Below are 15,211 nucleotides of genomic sequence, written 5' to 3'. Positions count from 1 at the left end.
AAAAACGGGCGCAAGCTTTCGCCATGTCAGCGCATTCACCAGTCCGCGGCCCTGGCAGACGGCCCAACTGTGGACAAGATGGAGCAGGTTTGAAAATGCTGCCCTGAGGCGGATGAAAACTGGACATCTGCGGATGGAAACGGGATATCCTGAGGCCTTCACGGGAATCGGGGTGCACCATGGCAGATGCGGTCAACGGCAAGCAGCGGGATAGCGCCACGCAGGGCGGCGTCTCTCCCCAGTTCGTCCATCTTCGCGTTCATTCCGCCTTTTCGCTGCTCGAAGGTGCTTTGCCGATCAAGAAGATCATCGGCAAGGCTGTTGCCGACGGTCAACCGGCCATCGGCATTGCCGATACCAACAATCTGTTTGCCGCACTGGAATTCTCGCAGAAATGCATGGACGATGGCCTGCAGCCGCTGATCGGCTGCCAGTTGTCGATCGACATGGAAGATGAGGGCGAGGGCGACAAGCGCGGCCATGCCCAGCATCTGGCCAAGCTGCCGGCGATCGTGCTGATTGCCGCAACCGATGCCGGTTATGTCCGGCTCGTCGATATTGTCAGCCGGGCCTATCTCGGCGGCGAAAGCAATCAGTCGGTGCGCATTGCGCTGTCCTGGCTGCAGGAGGGCGGGGCGGAAGGCCTGATCGCGCTGACCGGCGCGTCCGGCGGTCCGGTCGATATGGCCTTGAAGTCCGGTCACCACGCGCTGGCGGAAACGCGGCTGAAGACGCTTGCCGCCGTGTTTGGCGACCGCCTCTATGTCGAGCTTCAACGTCACGGCAAATATGATCGCCGCCATGAGAACCGGGTCATCGATCTCGCCTACAAGCTCGAATTGCCGATCGTGGCAACCAACGAGCCGTTCTTCCCGTCTCCGGCCGAGTTCGAGGCGCATGATGCCCTGATGGCCGTGGCGCACAATGCGATGGTCTCGGATGACACGCGCTTTCGCCTGACGCCGGATCATTATCTGAAGAGCCGCAAGGATATGGCAACCCTGTTTGCCGACCTGCCGGAGGCGCTGGAAAACACCATCGAGGTCGCCAAGCGCTGTTCCTTCGTGTTGAAGACGCGCGGGCCGATCCTGCCGCGCTTCACCGGAGCCACGGATGATCCGGCAGAAGCCGAGCGCGCCGAGGAACTCGAACTGCGCCGCCAGGCTGTCGAGGGGCTGGAAGACCGGATGCAGAAGCTCGGACTGTCGGCTGGCTATAGCGAGAGCGATTATCGCGAGCGGTTGGATTTCGAGCTTTCGGTCATCGAGAAGATGAAGTTTCCGGGCTACTTCCTGATCGTTGCCGACTTCATCAAATGGGCAAAGATGCAGGATATTCCGGTCGGGCCTGGCCGCGGCTCGGGTGCGGGCTCGCTGGTCGCCTATGCGCTGACCATCACCGACGTCGATCCCTTGCGCTTCTCGCTGCTGTTCGAACGCTTCCTCAACCCGGACCGCGTCTCGATGCCGGACTTCGACATCGACTTCTGCCAGGACCGGCGCGAAGAGGTGATCCGCTACGTCCAGCGCAAATATGGCCGCGAACAGGTGGCGCAGATCATCACCTTCGGATCGCTGCAGGCGCGCGCGGCACTGCGCGACGTCGGCCGCGTTTTGGAAATGCCCTATGGCCAGGTCGACAAGATCTGCAAGCTGGTGCCCAACAATCCGGCCAACCCGACACCGCTGTCGAAGGCGATCGAGGAGGAGCCGCGCTTTCAGGAAGAAGTTGACAAGGAGCCGGTGATCGGCCGCCTGCTCGATATCGCCCAGAAGATCGAAGGCCTCTACCGCCATGCCTCGACCCACGCCGCCGGTATCGTCATCGGCGACCGGCCGTTGTCGCAGCTGGTGCCAATGTATCGCGATCCGCGCTCCGACATGCCGGTCACCCAGTTCAACATGAAATGGGTCGAGCAGGCCGGCCTCGTCAAGTTCGACTTCCTCGGGTTGAAGACCCTGACCGTGCTGAAGGTCGCCGTCGATTTCATCCGGAAGCGCGATATCGAGGTCAAGCTCGAAGCGCTGCCGCTCGACGACCAGAAGACCTACGAAATGCTGTCCAAGGGCGACACGGTCGGCGTGTTCCAGGTGGAAAGTGCCGGCATGCGCAAGGCGCTGATCGGCATGCGGCCGGACTGCATCGAGGACATCATCGCGCTGGTGGCGCTCTATCGGCCAGGTCCGATGGAAAATATTCCGGTCTACAATGCCCGCAAGCACGGCGAGGAAGAGATCGAATCGATCCATCCGAAGATCGATTATCTGTTGAAGGAAACCCAGGGCGTTATCGTCTACCAGGAGCAGGTGATGCAGATCGCCCAGGTCCTGTCGGGCTATTCGCTCGGGGAAGCCGATCTTCTGCGCCGCGCCATGGGCAAGAAGATCAAGGAGGAGATGGACAAGCAGCGTGCCCGTTTCGTCACGGGCGCAGTCGATAACGGCGTCTCCAAGCCGCAGTCCGACCTAATCTTCGATCTGCTCGCCAAGTTCGCCAATTACGGCTTCAACAAGTCGCATGCCGCAGCCTATGCCATCGTCTCCTACCAGACCGCCTATCTGAAGGCGCATTTCCCGGTCGAGTTCCTGGCGGCGTCGATGACGCTCGACATGTCGAACACCGACAAGATCAACGATTTCCGCCAGGACGCCAACCGGCTTGGCATCGAGGTCATCCCGCCCTCGGTCCAGACCTCGTTCCGACGCTTTGAGACCGGCGAAAACCGCATCTACTATTCGCTCTCGGCCATCAAGGGCGTCGGAGAGGCTGCTGTCGATCATATCGTCGAGGTGCGTGGCGATGAGCCTTTTGCCGATCTTGAGGATTTCTGCCTGCGGATCGATCCGAAGCTGTTGAACCGGCGGGTGTTCGACAGCCTCATTTGTGCCGGGGCCTTTGATTGCTTCGGCTATGACCGCGCCGAGCTTGTGGGTGGCCTCGACCGTATCCTGGGGTTTGCGCAGATTGCTCAGGCCAACAAGATCAGCGGCCAGAGCGATATGTTTGGCGCCGGCGCGGCGACGGGGCCGGAAAAGATCAACCTGCCGCCCTATGCGCCGTGGCTTGCCTCTGAAAAGCTGCACCGCGAGTTTCAGGTCCTGGGCTTCTATCTCTCGGCGCATCCGCTCGATACCTATAATGTGCTGCTCGCCAAGATCCGTGTCCAGACCTTTTCCGATTTCGCGGCTTCCGTCAAAAAAGGTGCGACGGCCGGGCGCCTGGCCGGAACAGTCACCTCGAAACAGGAGCGCAAGACCCGAACCGGCAACAAGATGGGCATCATCGCCTTTTCCGATTCGACCGGCCAGTTCGAGGCCGTGCTGTTTTCGGAAGCGCTCCATCAGTACCGCGACCTGTTGGAGCCGGGCAAATCACTCGTCATGACGGTGCAGGCCGAAGAGCGGCCGGAAGGCATCGGGATGCGCATCCAGACGCTGCAATCTCTGGAAGAGCGGTCACTGCAGATGCAGAAGGCGCTGCGCGTCTATGTCCGCGATAGCGGCCCGTTGCGCTCGGTCGCGGCGCATCTGAATACCCGTGGCGATGGCCTGGTGTCGTTCATCGTCATCAAGGACAATGGCCAGCGCGAGATCGAGGTGGAACTGAACGACCGTTACCGCATCTCGCCGGAGATCGCGGCGGCGCTGAGGACAGCGCCCGGCGTCATCGACGTCGAACTGGTCTAGAGCCTCGTAGGAGGCTGTAGAGCCGCATTTGTCTTGCGAGGCTCCAGCGTTTTGCAGCTTACGATTTCGAGCGGCTGCGGGTCACGGTGACGAAATCGGTACCGTCACCGGTTTCCTGGCCAAGTCCCATATCGGAAATGGTGAGGGATGAGCCTTCGGCAAGCAGCTCCTCGATGCGGCTGCGCGTCTCGTCCGGCACGGTGATGCGCGCCAGCGTGCGCCTGGCGGCATTGAACGCCGCCGGGTCTTCCTCGACGGTGATGCCAAGCCGCTTTTTCATCGGCCCGGAGAGGGCGTTGTCAAGCGTCATGGCGAACCAGGCGCCTTTGCCGGTCAAGGCATCAATATCCTGGAACTGGAAGAAATGGGTGCCGAGCGCCACGTCCGGCTGCTCGATCAGGACAGGCGTTTCAAACAACGGCTCGAAATCGCGGCGAACCAGAAGCTGGCCGTTCGGCGGCTTGCCCTTGCCCGCCTTGGCGTAGAGCGCGTCGATGAAGGCTGTTGTCGGCTTGCCGTCGATGGGCAGGTTTTCTGCTGTCTGGAACGCCTTGATGGCATCGCTGGTCTGCACGCCCGTATATCCGTCGGCAAGACCTGCGGCATAGCCGAGTTCGTTGAGCAGGTTCTGGATGTCCATGGTGATTTCACGCGTGCCACGATGGGTGATCAGCATGCGGATCGGCGGCTGCTTCTGCGCCTCCGCCACAACAGGTTTTTCTGCGGGAGGTTCGATCGTGGCGACTTCGACAGACTCGGTATGGACCTGTGACACGCCCGGACGCAACGTTGCATCCGACAGCAGCTCCGGCTCTTTTCCCTTTGGCTGGAACAGGAACGGATCGGAGATTGCGGCGGGCGTCAGTTGGCGGTCGGAAATCAGCACATGCACGCCGCGCCCGGTCATCTTGAACAGCTGTTTGGCAAAGGCATCCGGCATCCGCACGCAGCCATGCGAGGCCGGGTAGCTCGGAACGTGATTGGATGCATGCAGCGCAATGCCCGACCACGTCAGCCGCTGCATGAACGGCATCGGCGCGTTTGAATAGATGTTGGACTTGTGAAAGCGGCGTTTTTCCAGGATCGAGAAAATCCCCGTCGGCGTCGCGTGACCGGCCTTGCCCGTCGAGACATTCGAGGTGGCCACAACGGTATCGCCGTCATAGACCACCAGCGATTGCTGGTCCCTGGAAACGACGATCTGCAGGGGAGCGGGCTCGCCGGCAAAGGCGACGCTGGCAGACAGGGCGATTGCGGCGCCGAGACCGAATGTAAAACGCAAGACCATGGACAACATCCGCACGCAAGAAACAGAAGATGAGCCTAGCTTGAGAGGTTTAAGGAAACTTTGCTGTTTCGCCGGGAACACGGGACGCGTGTTATTTTCGCCGGCCCTTGCCGAACGTATAGCCGGTTTCGACCGTCGCCTTGCCGAACTTGTCGCGTAACGCGTTGATGGCGGCTTCTGCGGCGGCGCGCCGCGTGGCCTGCGTATCGATGAGATCCGGCGGATCGGCACGATCCGGATTGGAGAGATCGGAAACGCCGATCCCGATCAGGCGGAATTTCGTGCCGTCGGTTTCCTTGTCCAGAAGCTGCATGCCGGTGCGGAATATCCGGTCGGCAAGGCGCGTCGGGCTGTCGAGACGGCGGTTGCGCGTCCGGCTTTTGAAATCGGCCGTCTTCAGCTTGAGAACGACGGTCTGGCCGGCAATATCGGCCTTGCGCAGCCGGTGCGCCACCTGTTCGCTCAGCCGGCGCAGATGCGTCACCAGATCGTCATAGTCGCAGAGATCGTCATTGAACGTGGTTTCCGAAGAAACGCTTTTGGCTTCCCCATCGATATCGACGGTGCGCTCGTCCTGGCCACGCGACAACCGGAAAAGCCGCTGGCCCATCGTGCCGTAGCGCTTCATCAGGGTCGTTTCCTCCATCGTCTGCAACTGGCCGATGGTGCGGATGCCGTCGCGCTCGAGGGTCGCTGCAAAGGCCTTGCCGACGCCCCAGATCAGCGTTACCGGCCGGTCTTTCAGAAAGTCCAGAGCCTCGGCAGCACCGATCACGGAAAAGCCGCGCGGTTTCTGCAGGTCGGACGCCACCTTGGCGAGGAACTTGCAATAGGACAGCCCGACCGAAACGGTGATGCCGACCTCCTGTTCGACCCGGCGCGCGAATTTGGCCAATATGCGGGCAGGGGGATCATGATGCAGCCGCTCGGTGCCCTTGAGTTCCAGGAAGGCCTCATCGATCGACAGCGGCTGAACCAGTGGCGTCAGCTCCTGCATCAGCGTGCGCACCTGGCGCCCGACGCGCACATATTTCTCCATGTCCGGCTTGATGACGACGGCCTGCGGACAGGCCTCCAGCGCCTTGAACATCGGCATGGCCGAGCGGACGCCGTGGATGCGGGCTATATAACAGGCTGTGGAGACGACACCACGCTTGCCGCCGCCGATAATGACGGGCTTGTCGGCAAGCTCCGGATTGTCGCGTTTTTCCACCGAAGCGTAGAAGGCGTCGCAGTCGATATGGGCGAGTGTCAGCTGATAGAGCTCGGCATGGAACAGCACGCGCGGACTGCCACAGGCCCGGCACCGGCGAATGCCGGCAGGCTGGCCCGTCAGGCAGTCTCGGCAAAATCCCGGAAATTGCTGCGCGTCTGTTTGCATCGATCAGAACAAAAGTTGAACATTTTCACGATACGCCCTAAGCTGACGAGTCTCAAGGCATGGAAAGGCAATCTTGATGACCTTCCCAGGAAAGGTGCGCGTGGTGGGAGAGGCGGAACGTGACCAGCTTTGCGCTCAGCATCTGGCCGCGGCCAGGCGTTCACTGCAAAAGATGCGTCCGGATGATCGCGGCTACATCCGTCCAGCTGTCGGCCTTGGTGATGCCGTCGCCCGGATCGGGCGCCATCGCCCGGAATTGGGCGTTGGCCATCAGGTTGATCAGCAGGCAATCCGGCGCATGGGTCTGCACGGATTTGAGATTGCGCAGGATGTCGTCGATGAAGACCAGCGGCACATCGCGGGCATCGTGCAGGCGCTTGATGATCGGCCCCTTCGCGTCTTCGCTGGCAAGCAGAGGATAGTGCAGGCCATGACGGTCGAGCAGCGCGCGGCGCGTGGCGCTGTGGCGCGGCGGCATCGCCGTCAGGAAGATGATATCCGCGTCCTTGGAAAGCCCTTCCAGCGTATCGACCACGCAATCGGCCGGCGTCTGCCACTGGTCCTGCAATTTGAAGAATGTCTCCAGCAGCTCGCTGGTCATCGCATCCTCGACGGGAAGACCGGTGTCGATCTCGACGATATTGCCGTTCAGGCGGAAGGAGCGGGGCAGGAGATCGCGGCCGCACGAGCGCAGGAAGTTGCTGAACGGCGTCAGGAATTCGAGCACGACCTCATCGATGTCGCAGACGATCAGCGGCCGGTCCGCCAATTGGATATGGTTGAGATCGAGCATATCCGTCACGGTCAGAAATCTCCCGGATTGTCCGGGCCGGACAAGGTGAAATGCGCACGCACGACATCTTCGGGCGGCGTGCCGGTCGCCTCACAAAAAGCCATGAGGGTCGGCTCGTGGCCCATCAGGAAATCGACGACACCGGCAAGGAAACCGGGATCGGCGGCAGACTGGCGCAGCGACGATGGATCGGTGCCCGTCAAGGCCAGGAAACGGCCAAGCAGTTCCGGCTCGTTGGCAAGCCAGCCAAGGATGGCAATCGCTGTTTCTTCGGCTGGGGTCACGTTCTCTCGTCCTTATCGCATCCGGGCAATTTTCTGCGGAATATTACCGGTTTTTCAACCAAATCGCTTTAGCTTCAAGCTTCCGGGTCAGTCAGCCCAACCGCGCCGCAACTTATAGCGATGCGGCGGCCATGCAAGCCGGAACCGTAAATCAAGGGATCGAAATGCCCAAACAGGTTATGATTGTTGAAGACAATGAGCTGAACATGAAGCTCTTTCGTGACCTGATCGAGGCATCCGGATACACGACGATCCAGACCCGGAACGGTATGGAAGCCCTTGATCTTGCACGCAAACACAAGCCGGACCTGATCCTGATGGACATTCAGCTTCCGGAGGTTTCGGGGCTTGAAGTGACCAAGTGGCTGAAGGAAGACGACGAATTGCATGTCATCCCGGTGATCGCCGTTACGGCGTTCGCGATGAAGGGCGACGAGGAGCGCATCCGGCAGGGCGGCTGCGAAGCCTATGTCTCAAAGCCCATCTCGGTGCCGAAATTTATTGAGACGATCAAGACGTATTTGGGCGATGCATGATGCAGCGCCAGGGGCTTGCGCTGCCCCTTAACGATATTCTTGCGCGGGAAACGGCCATGACAGTTGAACCGGCTGTCCGTTTCAGGCGCCTATTGGCAGGAAAGATTGCATGACTGCACGGATCCTTGTCGTCGATGACATCCCGGCCAACGTCAAGTTGCTCGAAGCGCGTCTTGTGGCCGAGTATTTTGACGTCCTGACGGCGGCCGACGGCTATGAGGCTTTGGCGATCTGCGAGAAGCAGCCGGTCGATCTCATCCTGCTCGATATCATGATGCCGGGCATCGACGGGTTCGAGGTTTGCGAGCGGCTGAAATCAAACCCGCGCACCGCGCATATTCCCGTTGTCATGGTGACGGCGCTCGATCAGCCCTCTGACCGGGTGAGGGGACTGAAAGCCGGCGCTGATGATTTCCTGACCAAGCCCGTCAACGACCTGCAACTGATGTCGCGTGTCAAAAGCCTGGTGCGGCTGAAAAACGTCAGCGACGAACTGCGCCTTCGCGCCGAAACGGCCCATAGTGTCGGCCTGCAGGACATTACGGCGACGGACCGTCCGGATGAGTTCGGCAACGTGCTGCTCGTCGATGGCCGTGGCAGCTCGCAGGAGCGCATCATCCGCGCCCTGAAGCCGGTCGCCGACGTGACGGCGATGTCGGATCCGCAAGCCGCCCTGTTCGAGGCCGCCGAAAACAGTTTCGATCTGGTCATCGTCAATTCCAATTTTGACGACTACGATCCGTTGCGGCTCTGCTCGCAGCTCCGCTCGCTGGAGCGCACGCGCTACATTCCTCTTCTGATCATCGCAGAGCAGGGCCATGACGATATGGTGGTCCGCGCGCTCGATCTCGGCGTCACCGATTATCTGATGCGGCCAGTCGATCCCAACGAGCTGGTGGCCCGCAGCCTGACGCAGATCCGCCGCAAGCACTGCAATGACCGGCTACGCGCCAGCGTCAAGCAGACGATCGAGCTGGCGGTCACGGACGGGCTGACCGGCCTGCACAATCGCCGCTATCTCGACAACCATCTGAAGCTCCTGATCGACCGCGCTCTTGCCCGTGGCCGGCCGCTGTCGATCTGCATCACCGATATTGATCGCTTCAAGAGCGTCAACGACACCTACGGTCATGATGCCGGAGACGAGGTGCTGCGCGATTTCGCCCATCGCGTCCGTTCCACGGTGCGCGGTGCAGACCTTGCCTGCCGGTTTGGCGGCGAGGAATTCGTCGTCGTCATGCCCGACACACCGGCGGATGCGGCCGCAGCCATTGCCGAGCGCCTGCGCACTATCGTCGAAGACAGGAGTTTCGCCCTGCCGGGTTCCGATATGCCTCTGTCGATCACCGCATCGCTTGGGATCGCAACGCTTAATCCGGGCGGTGATACGGCCGAAGCTTTGCTGAAGCGCGCCGACACCGCACTGTATCAAGCCAAGAACAATGGCCGCAACCAGGTAGTCGCCGCTGCCGCCTGAGCCAGATCAGGACAGTGCTTAGGCCCCTGTGCGGGTTTTTCCACAGGAAAAAAGAAAAATGTTCCCGGTTGTGTAATATGTTTACCGGTAAGCGTGTGCGCGTGTTTTTGATCGTGCATGAGTAGTAAAATTACGCAATTTTACCTGCTGTCTATACGCGAAAAATCAATGGTTAATTCTAGTTAACTCAAATAGATCATATAATTCAGATATTTAAATATTTCGAAAATCTCATTGAAGAGTTTCGCATTGCCATTTTCCCATTCTATGAAAAAGTAACCGCACGTCGAAATGACAATTTATTGAGAATCAACCGATAGCGGGATTGACGCTGGACGGTATATTAAGCAATGGTTGATTCAACCGTGGCGCGCACCTCCCTGTGCCATAGTTGAAATTGCATTGATTTTTTTTTATTTTCGGTCAATTCTCCTTCTCAAGGGAGAAACAGCTCCCATCAGTTACCCCATGATGTCAGGTCCGCCGCATCTCCTGGGTCGTGGGGTTTGTCGGCTGATCTGTTGCCAATGCGGTTCCTCGTGCCGCGGCGGCGGTCAGCCGACGCCCATTAAAACGCCGTCCCTGTCACCGGGACGGCGTTTTTTGTTTTAGGCCGCAGGCCAGGGAACCACCCTCTATTTCCATAAGGCGAACAGAAAAAAGGCGCCTGGCTTTTCAGCCGGCGCCTTTTCCAATTCCATCAGGTCAACCGGATCTTACTTGATCTTGGTTTCCTTGAATTCAACGTGCTTGCGTACGACCGGGTCGTACTTGGTGAAGGACATCTTGTCCGTCTTCGTACGGCTGTTCTTCGAGGTAACGTAGAAAGTCCCTGTGTCGGCCGTCGACAGCAGCTTGATCTTGATTTTTGCAGCTTTCGCCATGGTCGTCCTGCCTTTATAAAAAAACAAAGCCGCGGACTTCCAAGGGAAGGGTCCCGGCAAACTTGGCGCGAAACTACAAATCGCGCCCGAAAAGTCAAGTCCGTTTTGGATTGAAAACGATTCTCACCACGGAAAGTACCACATAAAGCCCGAAGAATCCGGCGATAGCCCAGGCAAAACCGTTATTCCCCGAAATATCCATGGCGGCGCCGATCGCTTGCGGTCCTGCCACCGTTCCCACCGCATAGGAGAAGATGAAGGCGGCATTGGCGGCGGCAAGGTCGGCGCCGGTGAGGCGCGAGCCGAGATGACTGAGGCCCACCGTATAAAGGCCGGAGACGCTGCCGCCCCAGAAGAGGAGCACGATCGCCATCAGCCACCAATTGCCCTGCAGGAGCGGCAAGCAGAGCGCGCCAACAAGGCCAACGACGGTCATCAGCGCCAAGAGATTGCGCCTGTCCTTCATCCGGTCGGACAGCATGCCCAGCGGAATCTGGAAGATGACATTGCCGATGCCCATGACGGTCAAAAGCAGCGCTGCCTGCGCTTCGGAAAAGCCGCTGCGGGTGCCGTAGATCGGAAACAGCGACAAGCCCCCCGATTCGACCGCGCCGAAAATGAACACGGCGGCTGTGGCCGTCGGCACCAGGAAGACGTAGCGCATGAAATGCAGCTCCGGCTTCTCGTCCAGTTGCGGGCTTTCGTTGCGGGCAAGAAAGATCGGGATGGCGGCCAGAAGAATAACGCCGGCGCCGAAGGCGAAGGGCAGGATGCCCTCGCTGCCGAGAATGGAAAAGAGCAGGGGGCCGGCGGCAAAGCCGAGCGAAAGAACCGTGCCATATATGCCCAGCACAAGCCCACGGCGGCTGGGCGGGGCTGTGGCATTGATCCAGAATTCCGACAGCACGAACAGCACGGTGATGGCGCCGTGAAAGACGACGCGCAGTGGAAACCACAAGAGGAAGTTTTCGATATAGTAGAAGCCGAGCGCACTGATTGCGGCAAAGACGATGGCGAGCAGCATGGTGTTGGCAACGCCGAACCGGTGGGCGATCTTCGCCGTCACCGTTGCCGCCGCCATCGAGGCCAGGCCTGCCATGGCGGAATTCAGCCCGATCATCGTCGAGGAGATGCCGCGCTTTTCCATGATGATGCTGAGCAGCGGCAAGCCGAGGCCGATTGCGATACCAACAGCCGAGATGGCGGCAATGGCAGCGACCAGCGATGGCCAGTGTATTTCCTCAACTGGCGCAGGCGTGCCGGACGGCGGCTGTGACATGCAATGATTTTCCCTAAAGGAGGTCTCGGACGAAGCGCCCATGACGGGTGTAGTAGAACGGAACCGGTCTCCCGAAGGGCAGAGATGCGTCGGATTGAAGACTTGCCCGCAAATCCGCAAGGATGATCCCGGTAATGTCCGGCAATCGCACCTGCGAGACATCGTTCACATCAATCCATCTCAAATCTTCGAGCTCCCGGCTGTCGCGGATATCGCGGGGATCGACGCCCGCCTCGTCCGTGAACAGGGCAAAGAAGTGGGTGTCGAACCGTCGCGGATGTCCCGGCGGCGTAATTGCCCGTGCCATATAGCGCAAGTTTGTGAGATCGGGAAGAAAAGGTAACGGAGTGTTTCCGAAGCTTTTGGTGCCGACAGCGATACTTGCTTCTTCATGCAGTTCCCGAAGGGCCGCAAGCGGGATGGCGCGGAGGCGGCTTTCGGAGGCTGCGTGCTTGTAGGCGGTCTTGAGACGCTCCAGCACCGCCGGATGCATGTCGCCGTCAAAGGCGAGCCTGTGATCGTCCCTGTCGCGGCGCCCGCCGGGAAAGACATGCAGGTCGGGCATGAAGACATGCGCCTTGTGCCGCCTGCCGACGAGAACCCGCACGCGATCCTGCGAGCGGTCCAAAAGCATGACCGACGCGGCCTCACGCGGCCGCAGCGATCGGGTTTTGACAATGTCTAACGGCGTGCCGCCGGCAGAACCGTCGCCGCTGGTCGTCACGCAGCCCGGTCCGGTGCCGGCAGAACGTCAGCCGGCTCGTCGTCGTGATCGCCAAAGCCATGCATCTTCAAGGCCCATTGCAGGCCGACGACGGCGCCCTTGACCGGCTGCATCAACGCGAGCGAGCCGATCACGGTGATCGGCACCCAGATCGCCAGGTGCCCCCAGTTCGACAGAGGCAGGATCATTTCGGTGGCCATGAAGCCGCCGAGAACGATATGGCCCATGATGGTGACGACGATATAGGGCGGAAAGTCGTCGGCGCGATGCTGGTCCAACTGCTGGCCGCAGGCCGAGCAGGCAGGCACCGTCTTGAGGAAACGGCCGAACAGCTTGCCGCTGCCGCAGGCCGGGCATTTGTTCAGGAGTCCGCGCTTGATCGACCGTCCGACCGGACGTTCGCTTTCGCCTGTCTGCTCGAAGCGGACGGTGTCCGGAGTGCTGCCAGTTGCCTGCATGTCCATATCCTCAATCTGTGGACGCAAGGCCGAGCCTCACATCCTCTATCGCTTGCCGCGCGGTGGTCGCGTCCCCGGCATCTTGCGAGCGCCGCTGCGATCCCGGCGGCCGGACTTGTGGAAGGAGCGCGTTGCCGTCGGCATCTTGCGTCCTTCGCTGATCATCTCGAAGCGGAGCGCGCCGGCAAGCGGCACGGCTTCCACCAGTTTGACGCGGATCTGATCGCCAAGACGATAGCCAAGTCCGGTTTTTTCGCCGGAAAGGGCCTGATGGGCCTCGTCATAGATGAAATAATCGCGTCCCAGCGTAGATATAGGCACGAACCCGTCGGCGCCATAGGCCGGAAGGGTGACAAATAGTCCCGCCTTGGTCACACCGGATATGCGTCCATCGAATTCCTCGTTGACGCGGCCGCTGAGGTGATGGGCAATCAGCCGGTCGACCGTATCGCGTTCGGCCGCCATCGCCCGGCGCTCGAAGGTGGAAATCTCGGCGGCGATATCGTTGAGCGTGGCTTCCTCGGCCGGCGTGATGCCGCCTTCGCCCAAGCCCAGAGTGCCCACCAGCGCGCGATGCACGATCAGGTCGGCATAACGGCGGATTGGCGAGGTGAAATGGGCGTATTTCATCAGGTTCAGGCCGAAATGGCCGATATTTTCCGGGCTGTAGATCGCCTGGCTCTGCGACCGCAGCACCATCTCGTTGACCATCGTCTCGTAGGGCTTGTCCACCGCCTGCGACAGGATGCCGTTGAAATGGTTGGACCGGAGATTGCCACCCTTGACGAGCGACAGGTCGAGCGTCGCCAGAAACTCGCGCAGCGTCTCCTGCTTGGCCAGCGACGGCGCATCATGGACGCGGTAGACCAGCGGCTGGCGCTTGATCTCCAGCGTCTCGGCGGCCGCCACATTGGCCTGGATCATCATTTCCTCGATCAGCTTGTGGGCGTCGAGGCGGTCCGGCACGAAGACGCGGTCAACGGTGCCGTCGGATTTCAGCACGATCTTGCGTTCGGGCATGTTGAGTTCGAGCGGCTGGCGCCGGTCGCGGCCGCGCGTCAGGATCGCATAGGCGTCCCATAGCGGCTTCAGGATCGGTTCGAGCAGCGGTCCGGTCTGATCATCCGGATTGCCGTCGATCGCCGCCTGCGCCTGATTGTAGGAGAGCTTGGCGGCACTCTTCATCATGATGCGATGGAAGGTGTGGCCGGCCTTGCGGCCTTCCTTGGAAAAGCGCATGCGCACGGCCAGAGCCGGCCGGTCCACACCCTCTTTCAGCGAGCACAGCTCGTTGGAAATCCGCTCCGGCAGCATGGGCACGACGCGGTCGGGGAAATAGACGGAATTGCCGCGCTTGGCCGCCTCATGATCCAGCGCCGATTTCGGCCGCACATACCAGGAGACATCGGCGATCGCCACGGTGACGATGACGCCGCCTTCATTGTCGGGAGACGGATCGGGCTCGGCATGAACAGCGTCGTCATGATCCTTGGCGTCGGCGGGATCGATGGTGATCAGTGGCAGCGCACGCCAGTCCTCGCGATGCGACATGGTGGCGGGACCGGCGGCATCGGCTTCCTTGATGACGCCCTCTGGAAAGATATAGGGAATGCCATGCGCATGGATGGCGATCATCGAGATCGCCTTTTCGGTGGCGACCGAACCGATCACGGTCTTGACGGCGGCGCGCGGCAGACCGAAGCGGCCGGACCGCACGATTTCCACCTCGACCAGATCGCCGTCCTTGGCGGGTCCCTGATGCTCGGCCTCGACCTGCATTTCTTCGCCGCGTTTCTCGATCGGCATGATCCGGCCGCCGCCGCCCGGCATTTCCCGGAAGACGCCCAAAGCTGCGTTGTTATTGCGCTTGCGGTCGAGCACCTTGATGATCCGCGCCGTATAGGCCGGGCCGCCGCGATCCTTTGCGGGGAAAATTTTGGCGAGCACCCGGTCGCCGATGCCGCCAACGGGCATCTTGCCCTTGGACTGGCCGATGCTCGACTGGCGGATGGAAACGGCCGGTGCCACGCCGGCATCCTCCGGCCATTCGGCGGGACGGCCGATCAGTTCGCCATCCTTGTCGCGGGTGGTGATGTCGAGAACGGTGACGGGGGGCAGGGCGCCCGGACGCACCAGCGAATTGCGCTTCTTTTCCAGAAGCCCATCCTGTTCCATCTCGCGCAACAGCGCTTTCAGCTCGATGCGGGTGTCCCCCTTCAAACCGAAAGCCTTGTAGATCTCGCGTTTGGAGGCCTTGTCCGGGTTTTCCGAGATGAAGCGCATCAGCACGTCGCGCGGCGGCACGGCACCGTGAATGATCACGGTGCCGTCTGCGGGCATGATGACCTTCTTGCCCGCGCGTCCGATCCGGACTGCGGGTTTTCCGGGCCGTTCGGTACGATCGCGCGGGTCTTTGGTCAC

Annotated in this window: 12 protein-coding genes; 3 read left to right on the top strand and 9 right to left on the bottom strand. The window is 60.6% G+C overall.

Features of this window, described 5'->3' with window-relative positions; genetic code table 11:
* Positions 1-179 precede the first annotated feature (179 nt).
* Positions 180-3,686, top strand: coding sequence for a DNA polymerase III subunit alpha (gene dnaE, locus ASD32_RS27410; protein WP_060641203.1), 3,507 nt, complete (start codon positions 180-182; stop codon positions 3,684-3,686).
* Positions 3,687-3,744: 58 nt separating this feature from the next.
* Here the strand turns inward: dnaE and ASD32_RS27405 are convergent, their stop codons facing one another.
* The 4 genes from ASD32_RS27405 to ASD32_RS27390 all read right to left on the bottom strand — a co-directional run bounded on the left by ASD32_RS27405 (position 3,745) and on the right by ASD32_RS27390 (position 7,432).
* Entirely contained in the window at positions 3,745-4,974 is a 1,230-nt protein-coding gene (locus tag ASD32_RS27405) for a L,D-transpeptidase family protein (RefSeq protein ID WP_060641202.1), read from the bottom strand.
* A 91-nt stretch (positions 4,975-5,065) separates the two neighbouring features.
* Positions 5,066-6,355, bottom strand: coding sequence for a DNA polymerase IV (locus ASD32_RS27400; RefSeq protein WP_060641201.1), 1,290 nt, complete (start codon positions 6,353-6,355; stop codon positions 5,066-5,068).
* Positions 6,356-6,515: 160 nt separating this feature from the next.
* Positions 6,516-7,148 carry a hypothetical protein gene (locus ASD32_RS27395; protein ID WP_060641428.1) on the bottom strand — a complete coding sequence of 211 codons (633 nt, stop codon included), beginning with the start codon at positions 7,146-7,148 and terminating at the stop codon, positions 6,516-6,518.
* Positions 7,149-7,159: 11 nt separating this feature from the next.
* On the bottom strand, positions 7,160-7,432 hold the full coding sequence (locus ASD32_RS27390; RefSeq protein ID WP_060641200.1) for a DUF3572 domain-containing protein: 273 nt from the start codon (positions 7,430-7,432) through the stop codon (positions 7,160-7,162).
* A gap of 164 nt (positions 7,433-7,596) precedes the next feature.
* Here ASD32_RS27390 and ASD32_RS27385 point away from each other — a divergent pair, with 164 nt between their 5' ends.
* Together ASD32_RS27385 and ASD32_RS27380 are read left to right on the top strand one after the other, a co-directional pair.
* Positions 7,597-7,968, top strand: coding sequence for a response regulator (locus ASD32_RS27385; RefSeq protein WP_060641199.1), 372 nt, complete (start codon positions 7,597-7,599; stop codon positions 7,966-7,968).
* Positions 7,969-8,077: 109 nt separating this feature from the next.
* Complete coding sequence (locus ASD32_RS27380) at positions 8,078-9,445, top strand: PleD family two-component system response regulator (protein ID WP_060641198.1); 1,368 nt, start codon at positions 8,078-8,080, stop codon at positions 9,443-9,445.
* Positions 9,446-10,161: 716 nt separating this feature from the next.
* Here the strand turns inward: ASD32_RS27380 and rpmG are convergent.
* The 5 genes from rpmG to rnr form a co-directional block, all read right to left on the bottom strand.
* Entirely contained in the window at positions 10,162-10,329 is a 168-nt protein-coding gene (rpmG, locus tag ASD32_RS27375; RefSeq protein WP_037107821.1) for a 50S ribosomal protein L33, read from the bottom strand.
* A gap of 94 nt (positions 10,330-10,423) precedes the next feature.
* Positions 10,424-11,608, bottom strand: coding sequence for an MFS transporter (locus ASD32_RS27370; RefSeq protein ID WP_060641197.1), 1,185 nt, complete (start codon positions 11,606-11,608; stop codon positions 10,424-10,426).
* A 13-nt stretch (positions 11,609-11,621) separates the two neighbouring features.
* Complete coding sequence (locus ASD32_RS27365) at positions 11,622-12,242, bottom strand: NUDIX hydrolase (protein ID WP_162252716.1); 621 nt, start codon at positions 12,240-12,242, stop codon at positions 11,622-11,624.
* Between the two features lie 86 nt (positions 12,243-12,328).
* Positions 12,329-12,790: a DUF983 domain-containing protein gene (locus ASD32_RS27360; RefSeq protein WP_060641427.1), complete on the bottom strand. Its 462-nt coding sequence runs from the start codon at positions 12,788-12,790 to the stop codon at positions 12,329-12,331.
* A gap of 45 nt (positions 12,791-12,835) precedes the next feature.
* The gene (gene rnr / locus ASD32_RS27355; RefSeq protein WP_060641195.1) at positions 12,836-15,211 is read right to left on the bottom strand and encodes a ribonuclease R; all 2,376 of its coding nucleotides are present in this window, start codon (positions 15,209-15,211) and stop codon (positions 12,836-12,838) included.

The organism is Rhizobium sp. Root483D2 (assembly GCF_001426685.1).
GTDB classification, from domain to species: domain Bacteria; phylum Pseudomonadota; class Alphaproteobacteria; order Rhizobiales; family Rhizobiaceae; genus Pararhizobium; species Pararhizobium qamdonense.
The sequence above is the reverse complement of the archived record's forward strand: the minus strand, read 5'-3'. Positions and strand labels throughout refer to the sequence as shown.

Excerpts from the sequence above, each read along its gene's own strand:
- ASD32_RS27380 (WP_060641198.1), top strand. The coding sequence starts at position 8,078 with ATGACTGCACGGATCCTTGTCGTCGATGACATCCCGGCCAACGTCAAG.
- ASD32_RS27400 (WP_060641201.1), bottom strand. The coding sequence starts at position 6,355 with ATGCAAACAGACGCGCAGCAATTTCCGGGATTTTGCCGAGACTGCCTG.
- ASD32_RS27365 (WP_162252716.1), bottom strand. The coding sequence starts at position 12,242 with ATGCTTTTGGACCGCTCGCAGGATCGCGTGCGGGTTCTCGTCGGCAGG.
- ASD32_RS27385 (WP_060641199.1), top strand. The coding sequence starts at position 7,597 with ATGCCCAAACAGGTTATGATTGTTGAAGACAATGAGCTGAACATGAAG.
- rpmG (WP_037107821.1), bottom strand. The coding sequence starts at position 10,329 with ATGGCGAAAGCTGCAAAAATCAAGATCAAGCTGCTGTCGACGGCCGAC.
- ASD32_RS27405 (WP_060641202.1), bottom strand. The coding sequence starts at position 4,974 with ATGGTCTTGCGTTTTACATTCGGTCTCGGCGCCGCAATCGCCCTGTCT.
- ASD32_RS27370 (WP_060641197.1), bottom strand. The coding sequence starts at position 11,608 with ATGTCACAGCCGCCGTCCGGCACGCCTGCGCCAGTTGAGGAAATACAC.
- ASD32_RS27360 (WP_060641427.1), bottom strand. The coding sequence starts at position 12,790 with ATGCAGGCAACTGGCAGCACTCCGGACACCGTCCGCTTCGAGCAGACA.
- ASD32_RS27395 (WP_060641428.1), bottom strand. The coding sequence starts at position 7,148 with ATGCTCGATCTCAACCATATCCAATTGGCGGACCGGCCGCTGATCGTC.
- dnaE (WP_060641203.1), top strand. The coding sequence starts at position 180 with ATGGCAGATGCGGTCAACGGCAAGCAGCGGGATAGCGCCACGCAGGGC.